This is a genomic window from Micromonospora polyrhachis (assembly GCF_014203835.1).
GTDB lineage: Bacteria > Actinomycetota > Actinomycetes > Mycobacteriales > Micromonosporaceae > Micromonospora_H > Micromonospora_H polyrhachis.
In genome coordinates, this window is the sequence record NZ_JACHJW010000001.1 from 3,083,367 (window position 1) to 3,101,299 (window position 17,933).

Annotated in this window: 28 protein-coding genes; 27 read left to right on the plus strand and 1 reads right to left on the minus strand. The window is 69.3% G+C overall.

What is annotated here, in order from left to right; genetic code table 11:
• Nucleotides 1–7 precede the first annotated feature (7 nt).
• From FHR38_RS13170 to FHR38_RS13265, 21 genes are all read left to right on the plus strand, one after another.
• Nucleotides 8–373, plus strand: a complete 366-nt coding sequence (locus tag FHR38_RS13170; RefSeq protein ID WP_184534944.1) for a hypothetical protein — start codon at nt 8–10, stop codon at nt 371–373.
• Nucleotides 370–729 carry a hypothetical protein gene (locus tag FHR38_RS13175; protein ID WP_184534945.1) on the plus strand — a complete coding sequence of 120 codons (360 nt, stop codon included), beginning with the start codon at nt 370–372 and terminating at the stop codon, nt 727–729. The genes FHR38_RS13170 and FHR38_RS13175 overlap by 4 nt, the downstream gene beginning before the upstream one ends.
• On the plus strand, nt 722–919 hold the full coding sequence (locus FHR38_RS13180) for a hypothetical protein (RefSeq protein WP_184534946.1): 198 nt from the start codon (nt 722–724) through the stop codon (nt 917–919). The genes FHR38_RS13175 and FHR38_RS13180 overlap by 8 nt, the downstream gene beginning before the upstream one ends.
• Complete coding sequence (locus FHR38_RS13185; protein ID WP_184534947.1) at nt 916–1,749, plus strand: WDGH domain-containing protein; 834 nt, start codon at nt 916–918, stop codon at nt 1,747–1,749. The genes FHR38_RS13180 and FHR38_RS13185 overlap by 4 nt, the downstream gene beginning before the upstream one ends.
• A complete protein-coding gene (locus FHR38_RS13190; protein ID WP_184534948.1) occupies nt 1,746–2,033 on the plus strand; it encodes a hypothetical protein in 288 nt (95 codons plus the stop codon). Before FHR38_RS13185 ends, FHR38_RS13190 begins: the two co-directional genes overlap by 4 nt.
• Nucleotides 2,034–2,139: 106 nt before the next feature.
• Nucleotides 2,140–2,607: a DUF5662 family protein gene (locus FHR38_RS13195; RefSeq protein ID WP_221449007.1), complete on the plus strand. Its 468-nt coding sequence runs from the start codon at nt 2,140–2,142 to the stop codon at nt 2,605–2,607.
• Nucleotides 2,608–2,689: 82 nt separating this feature from the next.
• A complete protein-coding gene (locus FHR38_RS13200; protein WP_184539615.1) occupies nt 2,690–3,130 on the plus strand; it encodes a DUF7341 domain-containing protein in 441 nt (146 codons plus the stop codon).
• Nucleotides 3,131–3,274: 144 nt separating this feature from the next.
• On the plus strand, nt 3,275–3,532 hold the full coding sequence (locus tag FHR38_RS13205) for a hypothetical protein (RefSeq protein ID WP_184534949.1): 258 nt from the start codon (nt 3,275–3,277) through the stop codon (nt 3,530–3,532).
• 88 nt (nt 3,533–3,620) lie between these two features.
• Nucleotides 3,621–3,971, plus strand: a complete 351-nt coding sequence (locus FHR38_RS33760; protein WP_512698622.1) for a DUF8602 domain-containing protein — start codon at nt 3,621–3,623, stop codon at nt 3,969–3,971.
• Between the two features lie 176 nt (nt 3,972–4,147).
• Complete coding sequence (locus FHR38_RS13210) at nt 4,148–4,675, plus strand: hypothetical protein (protein WP_184534950.1); 528 nt, start codon at nt 4,148–4,150, stop codon at nt 4,673–4,675.
• Nucleotides 4,668–6,356, plus strand: a complete 1,689-nt coding sequence (locus FHR38_RS13215) for a terminase large subunit domain-containing protein (RefSeq protein WP_184534951.1) — start codon at nt 4,668–4,670, stop codon at nt 6,354–6,356. The genes FHR38_RS13210 and FHR38_RS13215 overlap by 8 nt, the downstream gene beginning before the upstream one ends.
• A gap of 15 nt (nt 6,357–6,371) precedes the next feature.
• The gene (locus FHR38_RS13220; RefSeq protein ID WP_184534952.1) at nt 6,372–7,811 is read left to right on the plus strand and encodes a phage portal protein; all 1,440 of its coding nucleotides are present in this window, start codon (nt 6,372–6,374) and stop codon (nt 7,809–7,811) included.
• Nucleotides 7,801–8,409, plus strand: coding sequence for a hypothetical protein (locus tag FHR38_RS13225; RefSeq protein ID WP_184534953.1), 609 nt, complete (start codon nt 7,801–7,803; stop codon nt 8,407–8,409). The genes FHR38_RS13220 and FHR38_RS13225 overlap by 11 nt, the downstream gene beginning before the upstream one ends.
• 16 nt (nt 8,410–8,425) lie before the next feature.
• The gene (locus FHR38_RS13230) at nt 8,426–8,713 is read left to right on the plus strand and encodes a hypothetical protein (RefSeq protein ID WP_184534954.1); all 288 of its coding nucleotides are present in this window, start codon (nt 8,426–8,428) and stop codon (nt 8,711–8,713) included.
• 38 nt (nt 8,714–8,751) lie between these two features.
• Nucleotides 8,752–9,345, plus strand: a complete 594-nt coding sequence (locus tag FHR38_RS13235) for a hypothetical protein (protein ID WP_184534955.1) — start codon at nt 8,752–8,754, stop codon at nt 9,343–9,345.
• A gap of 46 nt (nt 9,346–9,391) precedes the next feature.
• On the plus strand, nt 9,392–10,600 hold the full coding sequence (locus FHR38_RS13240; RefSeq protein WP_184534956.1) for an SU10 major capsid protein: 1,209 nt from the start codon (nt 9,392–9,394) through the stop codon (nt 10,598–10,600).
• A 5-nt stretch (nt 10,601–10,605) separates the two neighbouring features.
• On the plus strand, nt 10,606–10,959 hold the full coding sequence (locus FHR38_RS13245; RefSeq protein ID WP_184534957.1) for a hypothetical protein: 354 nt from the start codon (nt 10,606–10,608) through the stop codon (nt 10,957–10,959).
• A 21-nt stretch (nt 10,960–10,980) separates the two neighbouring features.
• Nucleotides 10,981–11,565 carry a hypothetical protein gene (locus FHR38_RS13250; protein ID WP_184534958.1) on the plus strand — a complete coding sequence of 195 codons (585 nt, stop codon included), beginning with the start codon at nt 10,981–10,983 and terminating at the stop codon, nt 11,563–11,565.
• Nucleotides 11,565–11,966 (plus strand): DUF6093 family protein, encoded by a 402-nt coding sequence (locus FHR38_RS13255; RefSeq protein WP_184534959.1) that lies wholly within the window; start codon nt 11,565–11,567, stop codon nt 11,964–11,966. Before FHR38_RS13250 ends, FHR38_RS13255 begins: the two co-directional genes overlap by 1 nt.
• Before the next feature lies 1 nt (nt 11,967).
• Nucleotides 11,968–12,357, plus strand: a complete 390-nt coding sequence (locus FHR38_RS13260; RefSeq protein ID WP_184534960.1) for a hypothetical protein — start codon at nt 11,968–11,970, stop codon at nt 12,355–12,357.
• Nucleotides 12,354–12,779: a hypothetical protein gene (locus tag FHR38_RS13265; RefSeq protein ID WP_184534961.1), complete on the plus strand. Its 426-nt coding sequence runs from the start codon at nt 12,354–12,356 to the stop codon at nt 12,777–12,779. Before FHR38_RS13260 ends, FHR38_RS13265 begins: the two co-directional genes overlap by 4 nt.
• Here the strand turns inward: FHR38_RS13265 and FHR38_RS13270 are convergent.
• Nucleotides 12,776–12,973: a hypothetical protein gene (locus FHR38_RS13270; RefSeq protein WP_184534962.1), complete on the minus strand. Its 198-nt coding sequence runs from the start codon at nt 12,971–12,973 to the stop codon at nt 12,776–12,778. The genes FHR38_RS13265 and FHR38_RS13270 overlap by 4 nt on opposite strands.
• A 79-nt stretch (nt 12,974–13,052) precedes the next feature.
• On the opposite strand from FHR38_RS13270, the gene FHR38_RS13275 reads away from it, so the two are divergent.
• The 6 genes from FHR38_RS13275 to FHR38_RS13300 all read left to right on the plus strand — a co-directional run bounded on the left by FHR38_RS13275 (nt 13,053) and on the right by FHR38_RS13300 (nt 17,933).
• The gene (locus FHR38_RS13275) at nt 13,053–13,388 is read left to right on the plus strand and encodes a hypothetical protein (protein ID WP_184534963.1); all 336 of its coding nucleotides are present in this window, start codon (nt 13,053–13,055) and stop codon (nt 13,386–13,388) included.
• Nucleotides 13,389–13,395: 7 nt separating this feature from the next.
• On the plus strand, nt 13,396–13,623 hold the full coding sequence (locus FHR38_RS13280; protein WP_184534964.1) for a hypothetical protein: 228 nt from the start codon (nt 13,396–13,398) through the stop codon (nt 13,621–13,623).
• Between the two features lie 4 nt (nt 13,624–13,627).
• Nucleotides 13,628–14,110, plus strand: a complete 483-nt coding sequence (locus FHR38_RS13285) for a phage tail tube protein (RefSeq protein ID WP_184534965.1) — start codon at nt 13,628–13,630, stop codon at nt 14,108–14,110.
• 83 nt (nt 14,111–14,193) lie between these two features.
• Nucleotides 14,194–14,754 (plus strand): hypothetical protein, encoded by a 561-nt coding sequence (locus FHR38_RS13290; RefSeq protein WP_184534966.1) that lies wholly within the window; start codon nt 14,194–14,196, stop codon nt 14,752–14,754.
• Between the two features lie 104 nt (nt 14,755–14,858).
• On the plus strand, nt 14,859–15,116 hold the full coding sequence (locus tag FHR38_RS13295) for a hypothetical protein (RefSeq protein WP_184534967.1): 258 nt from the start codon (nt 14,859–14,861) through the stop codon (nt 15,114–15,116).
• Nucleotides 15,117–15,119: 3 nt separating this feature from the next.
• Nucleotides 15,120–17,933 carry a phage tail tape measure protein gene (locus FHR38_RS13300; RefSeq protein ID WP_184534968.1) on the plus strand — a complete coding sequence of 938 codons (2,814 nt, stop codon included), beginning with the start codon at nt 15,120–15,122 and terminating at the stop codon, nt 17,931–17,933.

The following is a 17,933-nucleotide window of genomic DNA, read 5'->3' on the forward strand; positions in this document are numbered from 1 at the left end:
GACCCCGATGACCACCCGCCTCACCATCACCCTCTGCGGCAGCCTCACCCGAGCCGGCCGCGACCTGACCCGCGTACATCGCGCACTCGCCCTCGCCGGCCACCTCGTCCACGCACCCACCCCACCGCTGCCGGGCGAGCCGACACCCACCCCCGAGCAGTACGCCAACCTCGTCCTGCGACACCACGCCGCGATCCGCCGCAGCGACCTCGTCATCGCCATTTGCCCCGACGGTGAGCCCGGCGACGCCACCCGCAGCGAGATGGCCTACGCCCAACTCGTCGGACGGCACACCCGGTGGGCGTACGACATTGACGCCCTGCTGGTCGACATCGCCGCCGGCCGGCTCGACCAGACCGAGGTGCCCGCGTGAGCCGCAACCGCGACAAGGGCACCGCCTGGGAAACCGCCATCGTCGGCTATCTCCGCACCGCCGGAGCCACCCAAACCGAACGCCGAGCCCTTGCTGGCAACCTCGACCGAGGCGACATCGCCGGCATCCCCGGCCTTGTCATCGAAGCCAAGAACGAAAAGACCATCACCCTCAGCGCGTACGTCACCGAAGCCGAGCAGGAGCGAGTCAACGACGGGGCCCGCATCGGCCTCGCCTGGGTCAAACGTCGCGGTAAGACCAGCCCCGGTGACGCATACGTCGTCATGACCGGCGACAACCTGATCCGCCTCCTGGCCGACGCCGGCTACATCCAGTCGGAGGCCGCCCGTGGCTGAGGACCCCGACCGCACCACCGCCGTCGAGCTGCCCCCGGCGGTCATCCGCCGCATCCTCGACGCCGGCCAAGACGTAGCCCACGCCACCGAAGCCGCCCTTGCGCCCGTTGCCAGCTACGCCTACCGCGAGGGCTGGGTCGAGGGCTACCTCGCACGCCACCGAGAGATCCAGGGAGACCCGCAGTCATGACCGACCGAGTACGCCTCACCGACGTGCCACTCACCCCAGCCACCCACACCCGCCTCGCCGACGTGCTGGCCGCCATCGCCGCCACCGACCCATCCCGACACGGACACACCGGCCCCGACACCCCGGAGACCACCGCCCGCTACAACCGGCGTAACCGGCTGGTCTGGGCCGCGCTCACCCTGGCCCGCGACGCCGGCATTCCGGCCGGTGTCGGCGTGGATGTCGGCGACCCGCGGCCGGTTGTGGTCTACATCGACTTGCCGACCGGGCAGGTCTCCTGGCACCTGCCCGCGTACGACGGCGAGTGGGACGGACACAGCACCAACACCAAATACCGGCGCCTGGCGTCGTACGTCCGCATTTATGGCCGGCTCGACAGCGGCCAGCCGCCACTGGCCGCCGAGACCGCCCACCAGGCCCTCGACGCCATGTACGTCGTACGTGACCAACTCGCCGCCGAGCTGGAGCAGGCCCGCGCCGACCTTGCCCAGGCCCGGCGGGAGGCCGAGTCCCTCAAGGACGACCTCGCCGCAGGGGACGCCGTCATCACCGCCGCCCGAGCGGTGGCCGACTCCACCCGGCTCAGCCGGTCGGCACTCATGACCCTCGCCGATGCACTCGCCCACTACGGCACCCCGCCGCCGTACACCGCCCCGGCCCCCGGTTCCGCCACGCGCGCGGAGGAGCCCGCCGCCGAGAGTGCCGCCACTCAACGGCCCAAGCCCGGCCAGTTCTGCACCCAACACTGGTCGTGGCTATGCCAGGCCGGTCAAGGCCGCTGCCCCGCTGCCCTGCACGCCACCGACCGCGCCACCGGCGGTGACCGGTGACCACGCAGCTCGAACTCTTCGCAACCACCGCGCCAGTTGATGGCGCACCGCTCACCGTCGCCGACCTCGACGAGTGGATCGCCGTAACCCGCAACGTGGCTAACTCGCACGCCGCCGGCCACTATCCGTTCGAGTGGGCCCGCGCAGGCCTTGGCGCGTTACTCGGCGAGGTGATTCCGCATCGCCGCTGGTCGACGCGGGAACTGCTCGATGCGCTTGCTCGCGCCCGCCAGATCGCCGCCAAGGCCGACGTCGACGACCGCGTGATCGGCGGTGACCGGTGACCGCCACAATGCCCCGCCAGCCCGCCCAGACGGCCGTACAGCCACCGTCCACACCAGACGCACCCACCAGCACCCCCGACACCGCACACACCGCCTAAGGAGCCCCATGGCCGGCTACGACAGCACCGCCGACACCCTCAAGCACAGCCTCCGCGTTGGCGCCCTCCTGGCCCCCGTGGTCGCCGATCTGGCCCGCCGAGCCGTCGAGCACGACCTCAGCAAGCTCGCTGATCCCGAGCTATCCGCCTACAACGAGACCGTCCCGCTGTTACGGACCACCACCTACGGCACCGCCGAGTACGAACGCCACCGGACAGCAATGGGCGATGCGCTCACCCACCACTACGCCCACAACCGGCACCACCCAGAGCACCACCAGGGCGGAATCAGCGGCATGACTCTCGTCGACCTGATCGAAATGCTCGCCGACTGGCGGGCTGCCACTGAGCGCCACCCGGACGGCAGCCTCGCGGCCAGCCTGCCAATCCAGCAGCAGCGCTACGGAATCAGCGACCAGCTGATGCAGATCCTGACCTCCACCGCCCGCCACCTCGGATGGCTCGACCCGTCCTGACGCCCGCTGGCCGCCGCCACCACGGGGCGGCCACCACCCCGCACCCCGCACCACCCGTACCGACCCGGGAGAGACCAACGTGATGACCCCGACCGCCCACGCGGACACACTTACCGCCGACGTAGACCAACTCACCAAACCCATCCACGTCGCCATCCAAGGCCGGATCATCACCCACCCCAGCCTCCTCGACGCACTCCGCGACGCCTGCACCCCCAGCGCCAACAGCGGCGGCAACATCACCCGCCGAGCCCCCACCAGCCGGCCACCCGCCCGCCTCGACACCATCGACCGCCTCGCCGAGATCTACGTAGGCATCTCCACCTGGCACAGCCGCCTCAACCTGCCCAGCCCACCCCGCAACGCCGACTGGCAGAAAGCCGTGTTGCGAGCGTTCCCCGCAGCCGTACCCGACCTTGCACCCGCCATCGCCGACTACCTGCGCGACGAAATCCACGACTGGTGGCGCGTCGCAGCGGTCGGATCCGGGTGGCGGCCCGAGCAACTCCGCAAGCTCCGATAGCAGCGTGTCCGAAATGACCAACCAGGGTCATGATCTGCTACGCTTGCGCTCAGCGCAGCCTCATACCCAACGGCAGTGAGGCCCAACAACAGCCCGGTCGAGCGTGACGCTCCCGGGCTGTTGCCATTCCAGCGAGGAGCCGCCATGCCACAGCCCAGCGTTGGCCGCATCGTCCACTACACCAGCTACGGCACGCCGAATGGCGAGTACCCCAGCGTCTGTCGGGCCGCCATCACCGCCGTCGACAACTACCAGACCCCCGCCGTCAACGAGGCCGGACAGCACATCGGACACGTCGACCTGGCCGTGCTCAACCCCGAAGGCCTGTTCTTCAACTGCGGCGTGCACCAGGCCGACGCCGCCCACCGCGGCGGCACCTGGCACTGGCCCGAGCACGTCTAACACAAACGTTCCGTGGCGGAACGGTGCTGGGTCGCTGGGGAAGCGGGCAGGCGATGGCTGCGCCTGCCCGCACAGCACGGAGGTGACCATGCCCCGAGCGCTCCGAGTCTGTTCAACCCCAGGCTGCCCAGAGCTGACCACTGGCGGACGCTGCGACCAACACCGACAGCAAGCCGAGCAGGCACGAGGCACCGCAGCATCGCGCGGCTACAACGCACGCTGGCGCAGACGACGCACCGCCTACCTACAACGCAACCCCATCTGCCGCCTCTGCCACGGCCTCGCCACCGTCGCCGACCACTGGCCCACTAGCCGACGCGACCTTGTAGCCCAGGGCGCGGCAGACCCCGACGCAGACCACCAACTCCGACCACTGTGCGCGCCATGCCACAGCAAGGAGACGGCACAGCATCAGCCAGGCGGATGGCACACCACCTGACCGCCGTTACGCTCCGTCACCAGGGGTGGGGGGTGACCCCCTAGACGCCCAGGTCAGGGGACCGCCGGGGAGGGCTCCGGGATGTGCGGAGGGTTCAGACATTCAGAACGACCAAGGATCGTCACGCGATGTGACGGCCACCCGATGCCGCGCGATGCGGCTGAGGAGCGATCGACATGGCACGTGGTGGAGCACGTAACCGGTCAGGCCCCACGCCCGACCCTAAGTCGGCCCGATCGGACCGGCGCAGCTACAAACTGACCGCGCTCCCGGCGGAGGGCTACGACGGCGAGGTGCCGGACTTTCCGCTGCCGGACCTGCCCGTCTGGCATGAGTACTTCGTCGACAAGCAGAAGGTCCGCGAGCTTGACCAGGAGGCTACCGAGGACCGGAGCGACCGTGAGCGGGAGTTGTGGCGGTGGGCGTGGCGCACCCCGCAGGCCTGCGCCTGGTCGACGCAGCCGTGGCGTTGGCATGCGGTCGCGATGTGGGTGCGTACCTCGGCGCTGTGTGAGTCGTCCGACGCTACCGCCGCCGACAAGAACTCGCTGCACCGGTTCGCCGACCAGATCGGCCTGAGCCCGGCCGGGATGAAGGAGAACGGTTGGGCGATCGCCGTCGACGAGGTCGCCGCCAAGCGCGAGCAGACCACCACCGTGGCGGCCAAGCCCAAGCGGCGGCTGCGCGCCGTCGGCGATGAGTGAGTTCGTTGTCGACTTCCCCACCCTCGGCGACCTGATCGACGCCTGGATCGAGCGGCACTGCCGCGTCCCGGACAAGTTCAAGCGGGGCGACCCGTTTCGGCAGGCCGACTGGCAGTTCTGGTGCACCGCGAACCACTATCGGGTCCGCGAGGGCATCCGGTTCGTTGCGCCCGAGGACGCCGACGAGCACAACCAGGTGCTGCTGAACCAGGCGTTTGTCTACCGACGGTCGCTGATTGCTGCGCCGCAGAAGACTGGCAAGGGCCCGTGGTCGGCGTCGCTGGTTGCGGTGGAGGCATGCGGCCCGAGCTTGTTCGCTGGTTGGGCGGAAGAGGGCGACGTCTACCGGTGCGATAACAACGGGTGCGGCTGCGGCTGGGAGTACGAGTACCTGCCGGGTGAGCCGAAGGGGATGCGTCACCCGTCGCCGCTGATCCAGCTGACGGCAAACGCCGAGGACCAGGTCGATAACGTCTACAAGCCGTTGAAGGCGATGATCCGGCTCGGCCCGCTCAGCGAACTGCTACTGGTCCGAGAAGGGTTCATCCGCATCGCGGGCCTGTCCGACGATGAGGACCTGGACCGGATCGATGTGGTGACCTCGTCTGCGCGCACACGACTGGGCAACCCGATCACGTTCGCGATGCAGGACGAGGCTGGCCTGTACACCAAGGCCAACAAGATGATCGACGTCGCGGAGACCCAGCGCCGGGGTGCCGCCGGCATGGGCGGCCGGACTGTGGCAACCACGAATGCGTGGAACCCGGCCGAGGACTCCTACGCGCAGCGAACCTACGAATCGGCGAGCAAGGACATCTTCCGGTTCTATCGGGACCCGGACAAGGCGTTGCGAGGCCGGGACGGGAAGCCGCTGCGGTACGCGGTCAAGCGGGAGCGGCGCTTGATCCACGAGTACGTCTACGCCGGTTCTTGGTGGGTCAACCTCGATAGCATCGAGGCGGACGCGGCCGAGCTGATGGAGACCGATCCGGCTCAGGCCGAAAGATTCTTCGGTAACCGGCTGGTGTACGGGTCGGGCTCGTGGTGCAACGGCGAACGGTGGGATGCCCGGGCAGCGCCCCGCGAGGTGCCGGACGGTACGCCGATTGTGTTGGGCCTCGACGGCTCAGACGTGGATGACTGGACCGTGATCCGTGCCGAGACGCAGGCCGGCTACCAGTTCACCCCGACGTACGGGCCGGACCGGCGGCCGACCATCTGGGATCCCGCCCAGTGGTCCGGGCAGGTGCCCCGCTCCGAGGTGCGCGCCGCCGTTGACGAACTGTTCGCCCGCTACCAGGTGGTTCGGATGTATGGCGACCCGCCGTACTGGGAGACCGAACTGGACGAGTTCGCCGCTCAGTACGGCGAGAAGCGGGTGGTTCGCTGGGAGACGTACCGGCCGGTGCAGATGCACGCTGCTGCCGAGCGCTTGTTGACTGACGTGAACAAGGTCGACTCCGGGTGGACCCACGACGGGTGCCGGATCACTGCGATTCAGGTGCGCAACGCTCGGAAGCTCGCTCGAAACAACGGCCGGTACGTGCTCGGCAAGCCGGCGCAGGCTCAAAAAATCGACGCCTGCGTCACGTCGATTATCTGCCACGAGGCGGCTGGTGACGTGACCGCCGCAGGGCTGTGGCCGAAGCCGAAGACCCGCCGGAAGCTGATCGTGATGTGAGGTGAAGGAGGTGCCGTGGCGCTGCCTACCGATGACCTGGGCTGGTTGACGTGGTTGGCGCAACGCCACGACGCACGCCTGCCACAGCTCAAAGAGCTGAACTCGCTGTACGAAGGAACTGCGCCGCTGCATTACCTGCACCCGGAGATCCAGCGTGAGCTGGATGGCCGGATCCAGCCGGTCAGCCTCGGGTGGCCGATGCTGGCCGTTGACCCGCTTGAGGAGCGGTTGGACCTGCTGGCGTTTCGGTATCCGGAGGACGACGACCTGACGGACGCGTCGCCGGAGGAGCTGGCGTCCTACGCGGCTGACGCGAATCTGTTGCGGGTGTGGCGGGATAACCAGATGGATGCCGAGGTCACCATGGCGCACGTTGATGCGCTGGTGATGGGCCGGTCGTACATCTCGGTCGGCACCGGTGATGATTCGGACACTCCGCTGGTGGCGGTCGAAAGCCCGTTGGAGATGTACGCCGACATCGACCCGCGTACGAGAGTGCCGAGGGCGGCGCTGCGACGGTGGCGGGAGGATCAGGACTCGCTGGCGCGGTTGCCGGAGCAGTACGCGACCTTGTACCTGCCGGATCGGACGGTCTGGTATGACCAGGGGCCGCAGGGTTGGCGTGAGACTGGCCGGGATGAGCACGGCCTGGGCGAGGTGCTGGTTTCGCCGCTGGTGAACCGGGGTCGTACGGCGGACCGGTACGGGCGGTCGGAACTGACTCCGGCGATGCTCAGCCTGTCGCACGCGGCGAACAAGATCGCCACGGACATGATGGTCGCGGCTGAGTTCCACGCGATCCCGCTGCGGGCCATCTTCGGTATCGGGCCCGAGGATCTACAGGACGCCGACGGTAACCGTCAATCGGCGTTGCAGGTCATCATGGGCCGGCTGTTGACGGTGCCGACGGAGACGGCCGGTGACGTCAAGCCGCACGAGTTCCAAGCGTCGAGCCTGGCGAACTTCCACGACACGCTTAACCAGCTCGCCCGGTTGTGTGCTGGTCTGCTCGGGCTGGATCCGTCGGTGATGGGCTACACCACTGACAACCCGGCCTCGGCGGAGGCGTTGAAGGCGCGTGAGGTGCGGCTGATCCGCCGGGCCGAGCGGGCTCAGGTGGCGTTCGGCGGTGGTCACCGGCGGGCGGCCCGGCAGGTACGCCGGTTGCAGGAGGGTGGCCAGGAGGATCCGCGGGCGAAGCGCATCGAGGTCATGTGGCGTGACGCAGCTACCCCAACCAGGGCGCAGGCTGCGGACGCCGCTACCAAGCTGCTGACCGCTGGTGCGATCACGAAGCGACAGGCCCGGGAGGACATGGGCTACACGCCGGGCCAGATTCGGCGGATGGAGGCGGAGGACCAGGCGGCGGCTGAGCAGGACCCGGTCCGGCTGATCGCCGATGATCTGGCCAACCGGGCGTCGGTGCCGCAGCCGGAGCCGGCTGGTGTCGCCTGAGGCTGTGGCGCTGCGCCACTATCGGGACCGGCGCAGGCTGATTCGGGCTGTCGCCCAGACTGCCCGGGACGCGTGGCGTCGGGTCGATCCGGCCAACATCGCCGGGTCGTGGCATGGCGAATTGGTGCGGCTGCTGGTGACGCTGGTCGGGGCGCAGCAGGCCGCAGCGCAGCAGGCGGACGGCTACCTGTCGGCGGTGCTCGCCTCTCAGGGGGTGGCTGCGGAACCGGTGGGACTCCTGGTGTCGTCGGCGTTGACCGGTGTCGCCTCGGACGGCCGTCCGCTGGACAGCCTGCTGTACCAGCCGGTGGTGACGTCCCTGACTGCGATCGGGCAGGGTGCACCGGTTGGCCGGGCACTGGCCGGCGGGTACGTGCACCTGGACATGATTGTGCGGACGCAAGTGGCGGACGCTGGTCGTGTCGCGGATCAGGTCGCGACGGTGGCACGTAGGCAGGCGACCGGCTATGTGCGGATGGTTGTCGGCCGGACGTGCGGCAGGTGTTTGATCCTCGCGGGGAGGTGGTACGGGTGGTCGACCGGGTTCCGGCGCCACCCTCGATTACCGCTGCGACTGCATCCACATTCCGGCGGCTGAGAACACGGCTGGCGACTTGCGTACCGACCCGCGTGCGGCGTTCGACGCGATGACCCGTGAGGAGCAGGCCAAGGCGTTCACGGTGGCCGGCGCTGAGGCCATCAGATCCGGCGCGGATCCGGCGCGGGTCGTCAACGCCCGCCGGGGCATGTACGAGGCGGGCGGGCGGCTGCTGACGCGGGAGGCGACGACCCGGCGCGGCATCGGCCGTCCGATACGGCTCATGCCCGAGCAGATTTACCGCGACGCCCGCGACCGCAGCGAGACGCTACGCCTGCTGCGGCTGCACGGATACATCATCTGACCTGGCGCGATGCCGGGTCACCAACCCGAGAGGTCGCGATGACCCAGCCTGACCCGACTACCCCGCCGCCGGGCGATCCGGCGACGCCCCCCACCACCCCGCCGGCTGATCCGGCGCCGTCCACGCCGCCCGCCGATGAGCCGCTTGGCCCCGGGGGCACGAAGGCGCTCGCCGCCGAGCGTGAAGCTCGGAAGGCACTGGAGAAGCAGCTCGGCGAACTCGCCCCGCTGAAGCAGATCGCTGACCTGCTCGGCGGCAAGCCCAGCGGCGACGGCCGGACCGACCTGGAGCGGCTTACCGAACGACTCACCCAGCACGAGACCGAGCTGGCCGCCGAGCGGTCCGCCCGATACCGGGCTGAGGTCGCCGCGGAGAGAGGCCTGACCCCGCAGCAGGCGGCACGGCTTCAGGGGGCGACCCGGGAGGAGCTGCTGGCCGACGCTGACGCGCTGCTGGCTCTGTTCCCCACCGCGCCGGCCGGGCCGCGTATGCCGGCACCGGACCCGTCGCAGGGGGCACGCGGCACCGCCCCGGCCGACCTGGACGTCCAGATTGCCGATGCAGAGACGCGTGGCGACTGGCAGCGCGTGATCAGCCTGAAGCGCCAGAAGGCCAGCCAGACCAGCAAGTGACCAGGGCCCGGTATCCGGCGCCCGATACCGAAAGGAGCGGCCGAGCATGGCCGGAATCACCGGGCAGGGCACGACTTTCAACCTGCCGAACTACGTGGGCGAACTGTTCGCCCTGTCGCGGGAAACGACCCCGTTCCTCAGCGCGATCGGCGGACTGTCCGGCGGCCGAGAGGCCGGCGCCACCGAGTTCGAGTGGCAGACCTATGACCTGCGCGACGCGAGCCACCAGCGGCAGCGCTTGGAAGGCGCAAACGCGCCGACGGCCGAATCCCGCGTCCGGGCCAACGTCCGCAACGTCGTCGAGATCCACCAGGAGACGGTCGAGACGTCGTGGACGAAGCAGGCCACCTCGCGTCAGATCGCCACCCCGTCGTCCGCCCCGTACCGGGGGCTGCCGGGCAGCAACCCGGTCGACGACGAGCACTCCTGGCAGGTCGTCCAGGCGTTGAAGCAGATGGCGCTCGACATCAACTTCAGCTTCATCAACGGGACGTACAGCAACCCGACGACGAACGCGACCCCGCGTAAGACCCGAGGCCTGCTGGCCGCCATCACCAGCAACGTGGTCAACAAGGCCACCGACGGGGCGACCGGCCTGTCCGCCGCGACGGACACCATCACGGAGACCACGACCGACCGGGTCAACGGCGACAAGATCGTGTTCACCGACGTGGGCGCGTCGACCGGCATCTTCCCGGGCCGGGTCTACTACGTGCGCGACGTGGCCACCAACACCTTCAAGGTGGCGGCCACGGTGGGCGGGCCGGCGGTCACCATCGGCACGGCCACCGTGTCGTACACCGTGCCGTGGACCACGGACCTGAACACCACGGTGGTGGAGGACCTGATCCAGATGGCGTGGGACGGCGGCGGCATGCGTGAGGAGTCCACCGCCGTGTTCCTGTGCAACTCGACGCAGCGGCGGGCGCTCAGCGTTGCCTACGCCAACGCGTACGCCAAGACGGATCCGATCGGCCCGTCGCGGACTGTCGGCGGCGTGTCCGTCGACACCATCAAGACCGACTTCGGTACCTTCGGCATCCTGCTCGACCAGGCCGTGCCGCGTGACGCGCTCGCGGTCGTCACCCTCGACCAGCTCGCCCCCCGGTTCCTCAACATCCCGGGCCGCGGATTCCTGTTCGAGAAGGAACTGCCCGAGGAGGGGTCGGCGGACCGGTCGATGCTGTACGGCGAGATCGGACTGGAGTACGGCAACCAGGCCGCGCACGCCGTCATCCGCGGTCTGAAGGCCTGACCGTCATGGCGTATCGGGTGATCGCCGGGTACGTGACTGTGGAGATGGGCGTCCCGGAGGCTCCGAGTGCTCGTGCCCGTCGAGATGTGCGTCAGGGGCTGTTGCTGCCGGGCGACGTGCCGGAGTCCGAGGTGCGTGCCCTGTTGGAACAGGGGCATATCGAGCCGGTCGACGACGAGCCCGCCAGCCCGGACGACGACCAGGACGACAAGGTGCCGACCGGCACCATCGCCGAGATCCTCGCCTGGGTCGACGGCAACCCGGATCGGGCCGCTCGGGCGCTCGACGTCGAGCAGGCAGGCAAGGCACGGTCCACCCTGGTCGCGGATCTCACCGCGATCGTCGACGCCGGCGAGTAGCACGAGGGGAGGCGGGGACCGATGGCTGACCAGTTGGCGAGTCCGCAGGATCTCGCCTCCCTGCTCGGGCTCGTCTGGGCCGATCTCGACGCCGGACAGCAGGCGAGCCTGACGATGCTGGTGGAGGTCGGCACGGCGGTGGTGCAGGCGGAGCCTCGGCAGCGCCTGGTCGCGGTGGCCGACGACAGCATCACGTTGCTCGGTGACACCGGGTCGTGGCTGTGGCTTCCTCAGCGGCCGGTCACCGCGGTTACGTCGGTGACCCTCGACGGTGAGCCGATCAGCGACTGGCAGCGATTCGGGTCCCGGCTGTGGCGTGCCGGCGGCTGGGCTGCGGGCGCCTACCGTCCGTCCACGGTGGCCGTCGTCTACTCGCACGGCTACGCGCCGGACGCGCAGGGCCTGCAACTGGCCCGGGGCGCGGTGTTGGCGGTGGTCCGGGACTGGGCCGCCAACCCCAGCGCCGCGACCAGCTTGAAGATCGACGACTACGCCGAGACGTACTCGGCGATCGCCGCGCGATTTGAGGCGTCCACGCATCTGCGTACCGCGCTGCGCCGGCAGTACGGGCAGCGCGGTGGCCTGGCCAAGATCGGGGGCGGCTGATGTCGCTGGCTGCCGCTGCTCTGCTGGCCCGGGGACGTCGAGCCGCCGAGGCGCTGATGGTCGACGCCTGCACCATCCGTCGCCGTACCGGTGAGACCACCGACCCCGACACCGGGGTCATCACCCCCACCTACCAGCAGCTGTACGCCGGCCGGTGCAGGGTGCAACAGCCGACGGCGCAGGCCACCGCCCAAGACCCGGGCCAGGCGCATGTGCTGATGCTGCGCCTGGAGGTGCAACTGCCCATGTCCGTGACCGGCCTGGCGGTGGACGACGAGGTGCTGATCACGGCCAGCGCGCACGACCCGGACCTGCCGGGCCGGGTGTTCCTGGTGCGGGACCTGGCGCACAAGACCCACGCCACGGCCAGGCGGGTGCAGGTGCAGGAAAGGACCAGCTGACGTGGGCGAGCAGTGGGAGTACCACGAGATCCAGAGCCTGGTCGGCGAGTTCGACGAAGTGCTGGTCGACGCAATGCCCGAGGTGCGGAAGGTCGTCCAGAAGGGTGCGCTGAACATCAAGACCGACGCCCGTCAGCGGATCTCCGGCCACCCCCACGCCCCCGCCTACCCGTACAGCATCACCTACGACACGCAGGTGACGGGCAACTCGGCCGTGGCGGAGATCGGCCCGGACAAGGGCAAGAGGCAGGGCGCACTTGGCAACATCCTGGAGTACGGAACGCTGAAGAACGCGCCACTTCCGCACATCAAGCCGGCCGCCGACGAAGAACTGCCCCGGTTCGAGCGGGCGCTGGAAGACCTGGCGGCGAAGCACTGGGAGGGCCGATGAGCATCATCCAGGCCCACGCCCAGGCGTTGCTGGACCTTCTTGCTGCCGCTCCCGGCACGGTGCCGCTGGTGGTGCTCGACGGCGCGGTGCCGGCGGGTCGAACACCGCCGTACGTGCTGGCCTACCTCACCGTACGAACGCCTTCCGGCGAGATGCCGGCCGACTCGACCAGCCTGGACATGGACTCCGACCGGATCGTCCTGACCGCCTACCTGCACTGTGTCGGCGGCAACGCCGCAGCAGCCAGAGCGGTGGCCGGGCGAGTCCGCGGACAACTGCTCAACGTGGTGCCGGTGATAGCCGGTCGGGAATGCTGGCCGATCCGTCAGGACGACGGTCAACCACCGCAGCGGGACGAGACCACCGGGGTGCTGGTGATGGATCAGGTGGACGTCTACAGGCTGGAGACGCTACCGGCCTAGCGCTGCCGGAAATGGTGCAGCAGGGTCACCAGCACGTAGCTCACCCCGGCGACCGCCGCGAACACGGTGACGCGGACACCGCCAGTCAGGCCAGCCGTACCGCACAGGGCCGATAGCAGCAGCCCGACCGCGATGGCAAGGAGTACCCGGTTGCCGGTGTGGGCGAGGCTCCACCGTGATTCCTGCTGAGTCATGCCGGCCACCGTACCGGCCATTTGCAATCTTCAACCTCCCCTGGTCGGTGGAGGTCATTGTCATGGAGGTGACATCAGCATGGCGCTCTTGACCGCCTCGTCGGTCACACAGTCCGCGTCGAACGTCGCTCCGGCGGCGATCGGCACCAGCAACACGATTTCGGCGGGGGACATCGGCACCCGGGGGTGCCTGCTCAACGTCATCAACGGGGCGGCGGCGAGCGTGGATGTGACGCTGGTCGATCCGGGCCGTACCCCGGCTGGTAACGCCGGTTTGGTGTCGGCGCAGGCGGTGGCCAACGGCACCGACCGGTGGTTCCGGCTCGGTCCCGCCCTGGTGGATCCGGCGACCGGTGTGGCCACGGTGACCGTGTCTGCGGCCGCGTCGGTTACCTACAAGCTGATCCGGCTGTGAGGCGGAGATGACGACCTGGACGTGGATGCGGCACCCGCAGACTGGGGGTGTGCAGCGGTTCGCCGACGCGGCCGTATCAGCCTGGCGGGCGGAGGGCTGGGAACCGTGCGACCCGCCCGCCGAACCCAACCTGGCGATCGGCGGGGATCACCCCGCGCTTACCGCCCCCGAGCAGCCGGCCCCACCGGTGACCACAAAGACCCGGCGGGCATCCGCCACAGAAGAAAAGGAGTAGCACCGTGGCGGACATCATCGTCGACGGCAAGATCCTCGTCTACTGGCTGCCGGCCGTCGCCAACCTGGCTGCGCCGACGGTGGCCGAGCTGAACGCCGGGATCAAGCTGTCCCGCATCCTGACCAAGGACGGCCTGCCGGGCTGGGAACCGGACACTGCCCGGGTCGAGACGACCCCACTGGACGGCAAGTTCAACACCAACAAGGTCGGTCGATCCTCGTTCGGTGACCCCATGTTCCGCTTCAAGAAGCAGACGGGCGTCGACACGATCTACAACACGCTGGTGAAGGAGGCGGAGGGCATCGTCGCCATCCGCCGAGACATCGACCGTGACGTGGCGTGGGCGGCTGGCCAGCCGGTGGAGATGTACCCGGCCCAGTGCGGCGAGACGAAGCGCCTCGCCATCGAGGAGAACACCGTCAGCCGGTACGAGGTGCCGATCACCATCACCGACGAGCCGGAGCTGCGCGCCACCGTCGCGGCCTGACCGCGCCCCCTATACGAGAGGGCAGACCACCTGGCCCGGTCTGCCCTCTCCACGCGTCCAGGGCCAGGGCGAAGGGCCAGGACATGAGCATCAAGGACAAAATCAAGCGGGCACGGCTCGCCGAGCGGGACGTGCCGCTGTGCCTCGACGGCGCGCTGGTCGCAGAGATCGAGGCGGCCGACCGGGAGCTACAGCGACTGTCTCAACAGCCGTCGGCGGATAGCCTCGACGGTGGCGGGGAGCTGCGCGAGGTCGCCGAGCGGATCGAGGCGCTCCGCTCGGCGATGGCCGACAGCACCGTCGAGTTCCGTCTACGGGCCATCCCGGGCAACCGGTGGCAGGCGTTCCTCGACCAGCACCCGCCACGCCGAGACGGCGACGGCAACGTGGTCGCGCGAGACCGGGCGCTCGGTGTCAACATCGACGAGTTCTTCCCGGCGCTGGTGCGCCGCTGCCTGGTGTCTCCGGTGTTGGACGACGAGGACTGGACTGCGCTGTTCGGGTCCGACGAGGTCGACGGGGCGTTGTCCGACCGGCAGTGTGACCAGCTTTTCGACGTGGCGTGGGCCATCAACCGCAAAGAGGTCGACGTCCCTTTCTCGCTCGCCGCCTCGCGGATTCTGCGGACCTCCGAGTCCGAGTAGAGGCGGCCGAACGACTCGGCATCTCTCCCCGCCGACTGGACGGGTGGGAGCCCCGGGAGACAACCCGGCACTACTACGACCGGTCTGGTCGGCTGGTCCGGTCCGTGACCTGCCGCGAACCGGAATGGTCCGACGACGACCGCGCGTGGATGTTGGCGCTGGCCTACTACCGGGACACCCGCTGCCCTCTGTGCGGCGGTGACATCCGGGACTGCACCGCCCCGGAGGACGACGTGGTGGTGACGGTTCCGCCGCCGCGGCGGTGCTTGGCCACGGACGAGCTGCGGCTGGCAACGGACCAGCACAAGGACAAGCCGGGCGCTGGCGCGCTGTTGTGGCGTACCGAGGTGAGGAGGCGGTGACCTGTGGCCCTGCGGACTGTGGGGGTGCGTCTCCAAGCGGAGGTGGCTGGCTACATGGCCGGCCTGCGGCAGGCCCGGTCCGCCACTCGGGATTTCGTCGCGGAGCTGGACAAGGCCGCCCGCGCCGGCCGGTTGGACGCGGTTGCTGACCAGGCCGGTCAGTTGGGTCTGGGCTTGGTCGCCGGGTTCGGCCTAGCTGTGGCTGCCAGCGCCCGGTTCGAGAAGCAACTCTCGGCGGTGGAGGCGGCAACGCACGCCAGCGCATCCGAGATGGAGCAGCTGCGGGCTGCCGCGCTCGAGGCCGGCAAGGACACCGCGTACAGCGCCACCGAGGCCGCGGCTGCGGTCGAAGAGTTGGCGAAGGCCGGTGTCGAGACCAGTGACATTCTCGGCGGTGGCCTGTCTGGTGCCCTGGATCTGGCGGCGGCCGGTCAGATGGAGGTCGCGGAGGCGGCCGAAACCGCAGCGTCGGCGATGACCCAGTTCGGCCTGGCCGGGTCGCAGGTGCCGCACGTGGCGGATCTGCTCGCTGCCGGTGCCGGCAAGGCGCAGGGCAGCGTGCACGACATGGGCATGGCCCTCAACCAGGCCGGTCTCGTGTCGGCGCAGATGGGTCTGTCCATCGAGGACACCGTCGGCACGCTGACATCGTTCGCGTCCGCCGGCCTGCTCGGCTCTGATGCTGGCACGTCGCTCAAGACCGCGTTGTTGATGTTGGCCAACCCGACGGACAAGGCCGCCGGGTTGATGGAGGAGTTGGGCATCCAGGTCTACGACTCCAGCGGCCAGTTCGTGGGCATCACCGCGCTGGCCGGGCAGCTCAAGACCCAGCTCGGCGGGCTGACCCAGGAGCAGCGCAATAGCGCGCTCGCCACGATCTTCGGGGCGGACGCGATCCGGGCCGCGTCGATCCTTTACGAGCAGGGTGCCGACGGCATCCAGACGTGGATCACCAAGGTCGACGACCAGGGTTACGCGGCTGATACGGCCAGGCGGAAGACCGACAACCTGATTGGCGACATTGAGCGGCTCAAGGGGGAGTTGGAGACGCTGGCGATTCAGGCCGGCTCGACCTCCGATGGCGGTCTTCGCTGGCTGGTGCAAGCTGCTGAGGCGCTCGTGTCGCAGTTCGGGTCGTTGCCGCCGGCTGTGTCCGGTACGGCGGTGGCATTGGCCGGCGCGGCCGGTGCGGCGCTGCTGCTCGGCGCGGGCTGGCTCAAGGCGAGGCGCACCAACGCGGAGATGCTGACGGAGCTGCGGGCGACTGGTCCGGTCGGGGAGCGTGCCGCCCGGGGTATGCAGTCCGCGCAGCGGGGTGCCACCAGGGCCGCCGTCGCGTTCGTAGCGTTGCAGGTCGCGGGGGCGGCCCTCAACGCAATGCAGAAAGACCTCAATCCGCAGATCGAGGCTCTCGGTACCGGGCTCGCCGAGTGGGGCAAGTCCGGCAAGCTCGCAGGTGAGGCCGCGCGCCTGCTCGGCGAGGACCTGGACGACCTCAACGTCGGCCTCAAGTTCTTGGCCGACACGGACAACAACCGCCGGCAGTTCGCCCGATGGGGTCAGGATCTGCTGGAGACGGTCGTGCCCGGCCTCGACGGCACCAACACCAGCCTCACCCGGACGCGTGAGCGGGTGGAGGCAATGGACCAGGCCCTCGCTGGTCTGGTGCAGGGCGGCAACGCCGCATCGGCCAGCGCCGCATTCCAGCGGCTGGCCGAGGCTGCTGAGAAGGAGGGCGTCTCGGTCGAAGAGCTGCGCAAGCTGTTCCCCGCCTACGCCGCTGCTCTCGAAACGGCGGGCGCTGCGACCGGTAAGACCGCTGGCCAGGTCGGCGGGCTCGGTGCGACAGCCGCTGAGAGCGCCCAGGAGGTCGAGAAGCTCAAGGAAGCCTTCGATGCCCTCTTCGGCGCGCAGATGTCCCTCGACCAGGCCACGCTGAAGTACCACCAGGGCCTGGCCGATCTGAAGGCCGAGTTGCTCGACGGGAAGCGGACGCTGGACCTGAACAGCCAGGCCGGTCAGGACAACCGCGCCGCCGTGCTACAGCAGCTCCAGGCGATCGACGCCCTGCGGCAGGCGCGCGTTGCGCATGGCATGACGCTCGACGACGCGAACGCGAAGTACCAGCGGGAGGTCGAGGGCCTGCGTGCCACCCTGCTGGCGGCCGGCTACACGAAGGCGGCGGTCGACGAGCTGCTCGGCGCCTACCTGGCAATCCCGGACCAGGTGCAGACGGAGGTGTCCGCGCCAGGAACAGCCGCGGCGACGAAGAACGTCAAGGATCTGAACTACAACCTCGGTGTTGTGCCGAGCAAGAAGGTCGTTGGGATCTGGGCAAACACGGCCAGCGCGAACGCAGCCATCGCTGCGGTGAAGGCGAAGATCGCCGAGTTGCGCGATCGGAAAATCTACATTACGGGCACCGTGTACTGGACCAGCAAGGGTGACCTCAAAGTGCCGGGCGGCACCCAGGTCAAGCGGTCCGCCGGTGGCCCGATCCACGGCACCGGGCCGAAAGGCGTCGACTCCGTGCCGGTGCTGGCCGCCCCTGGTGAGCACGTCCTGACGGCCCGGGAGGTTGATGCGGCTGGCGGGCATGCGGCGGTGGAGGCGTGGCGGCAGTCACTGCTGCGGCCCGCGCCTGTGTCGTACCAGTCGGTGCCGACCTCCACCGCCGTCCCGGCCGCGTCATCCGTGTCGCCGGAGATGCTTGCCGCTGCTGTCCGGTCCGCCCTGGTCGGGGTGTCTGTGCAGATGGACGGCCGGACGGTCGGCTACATCCAGGGCCGCGAGGCCAACGTATTCGCCCGAGTGTGA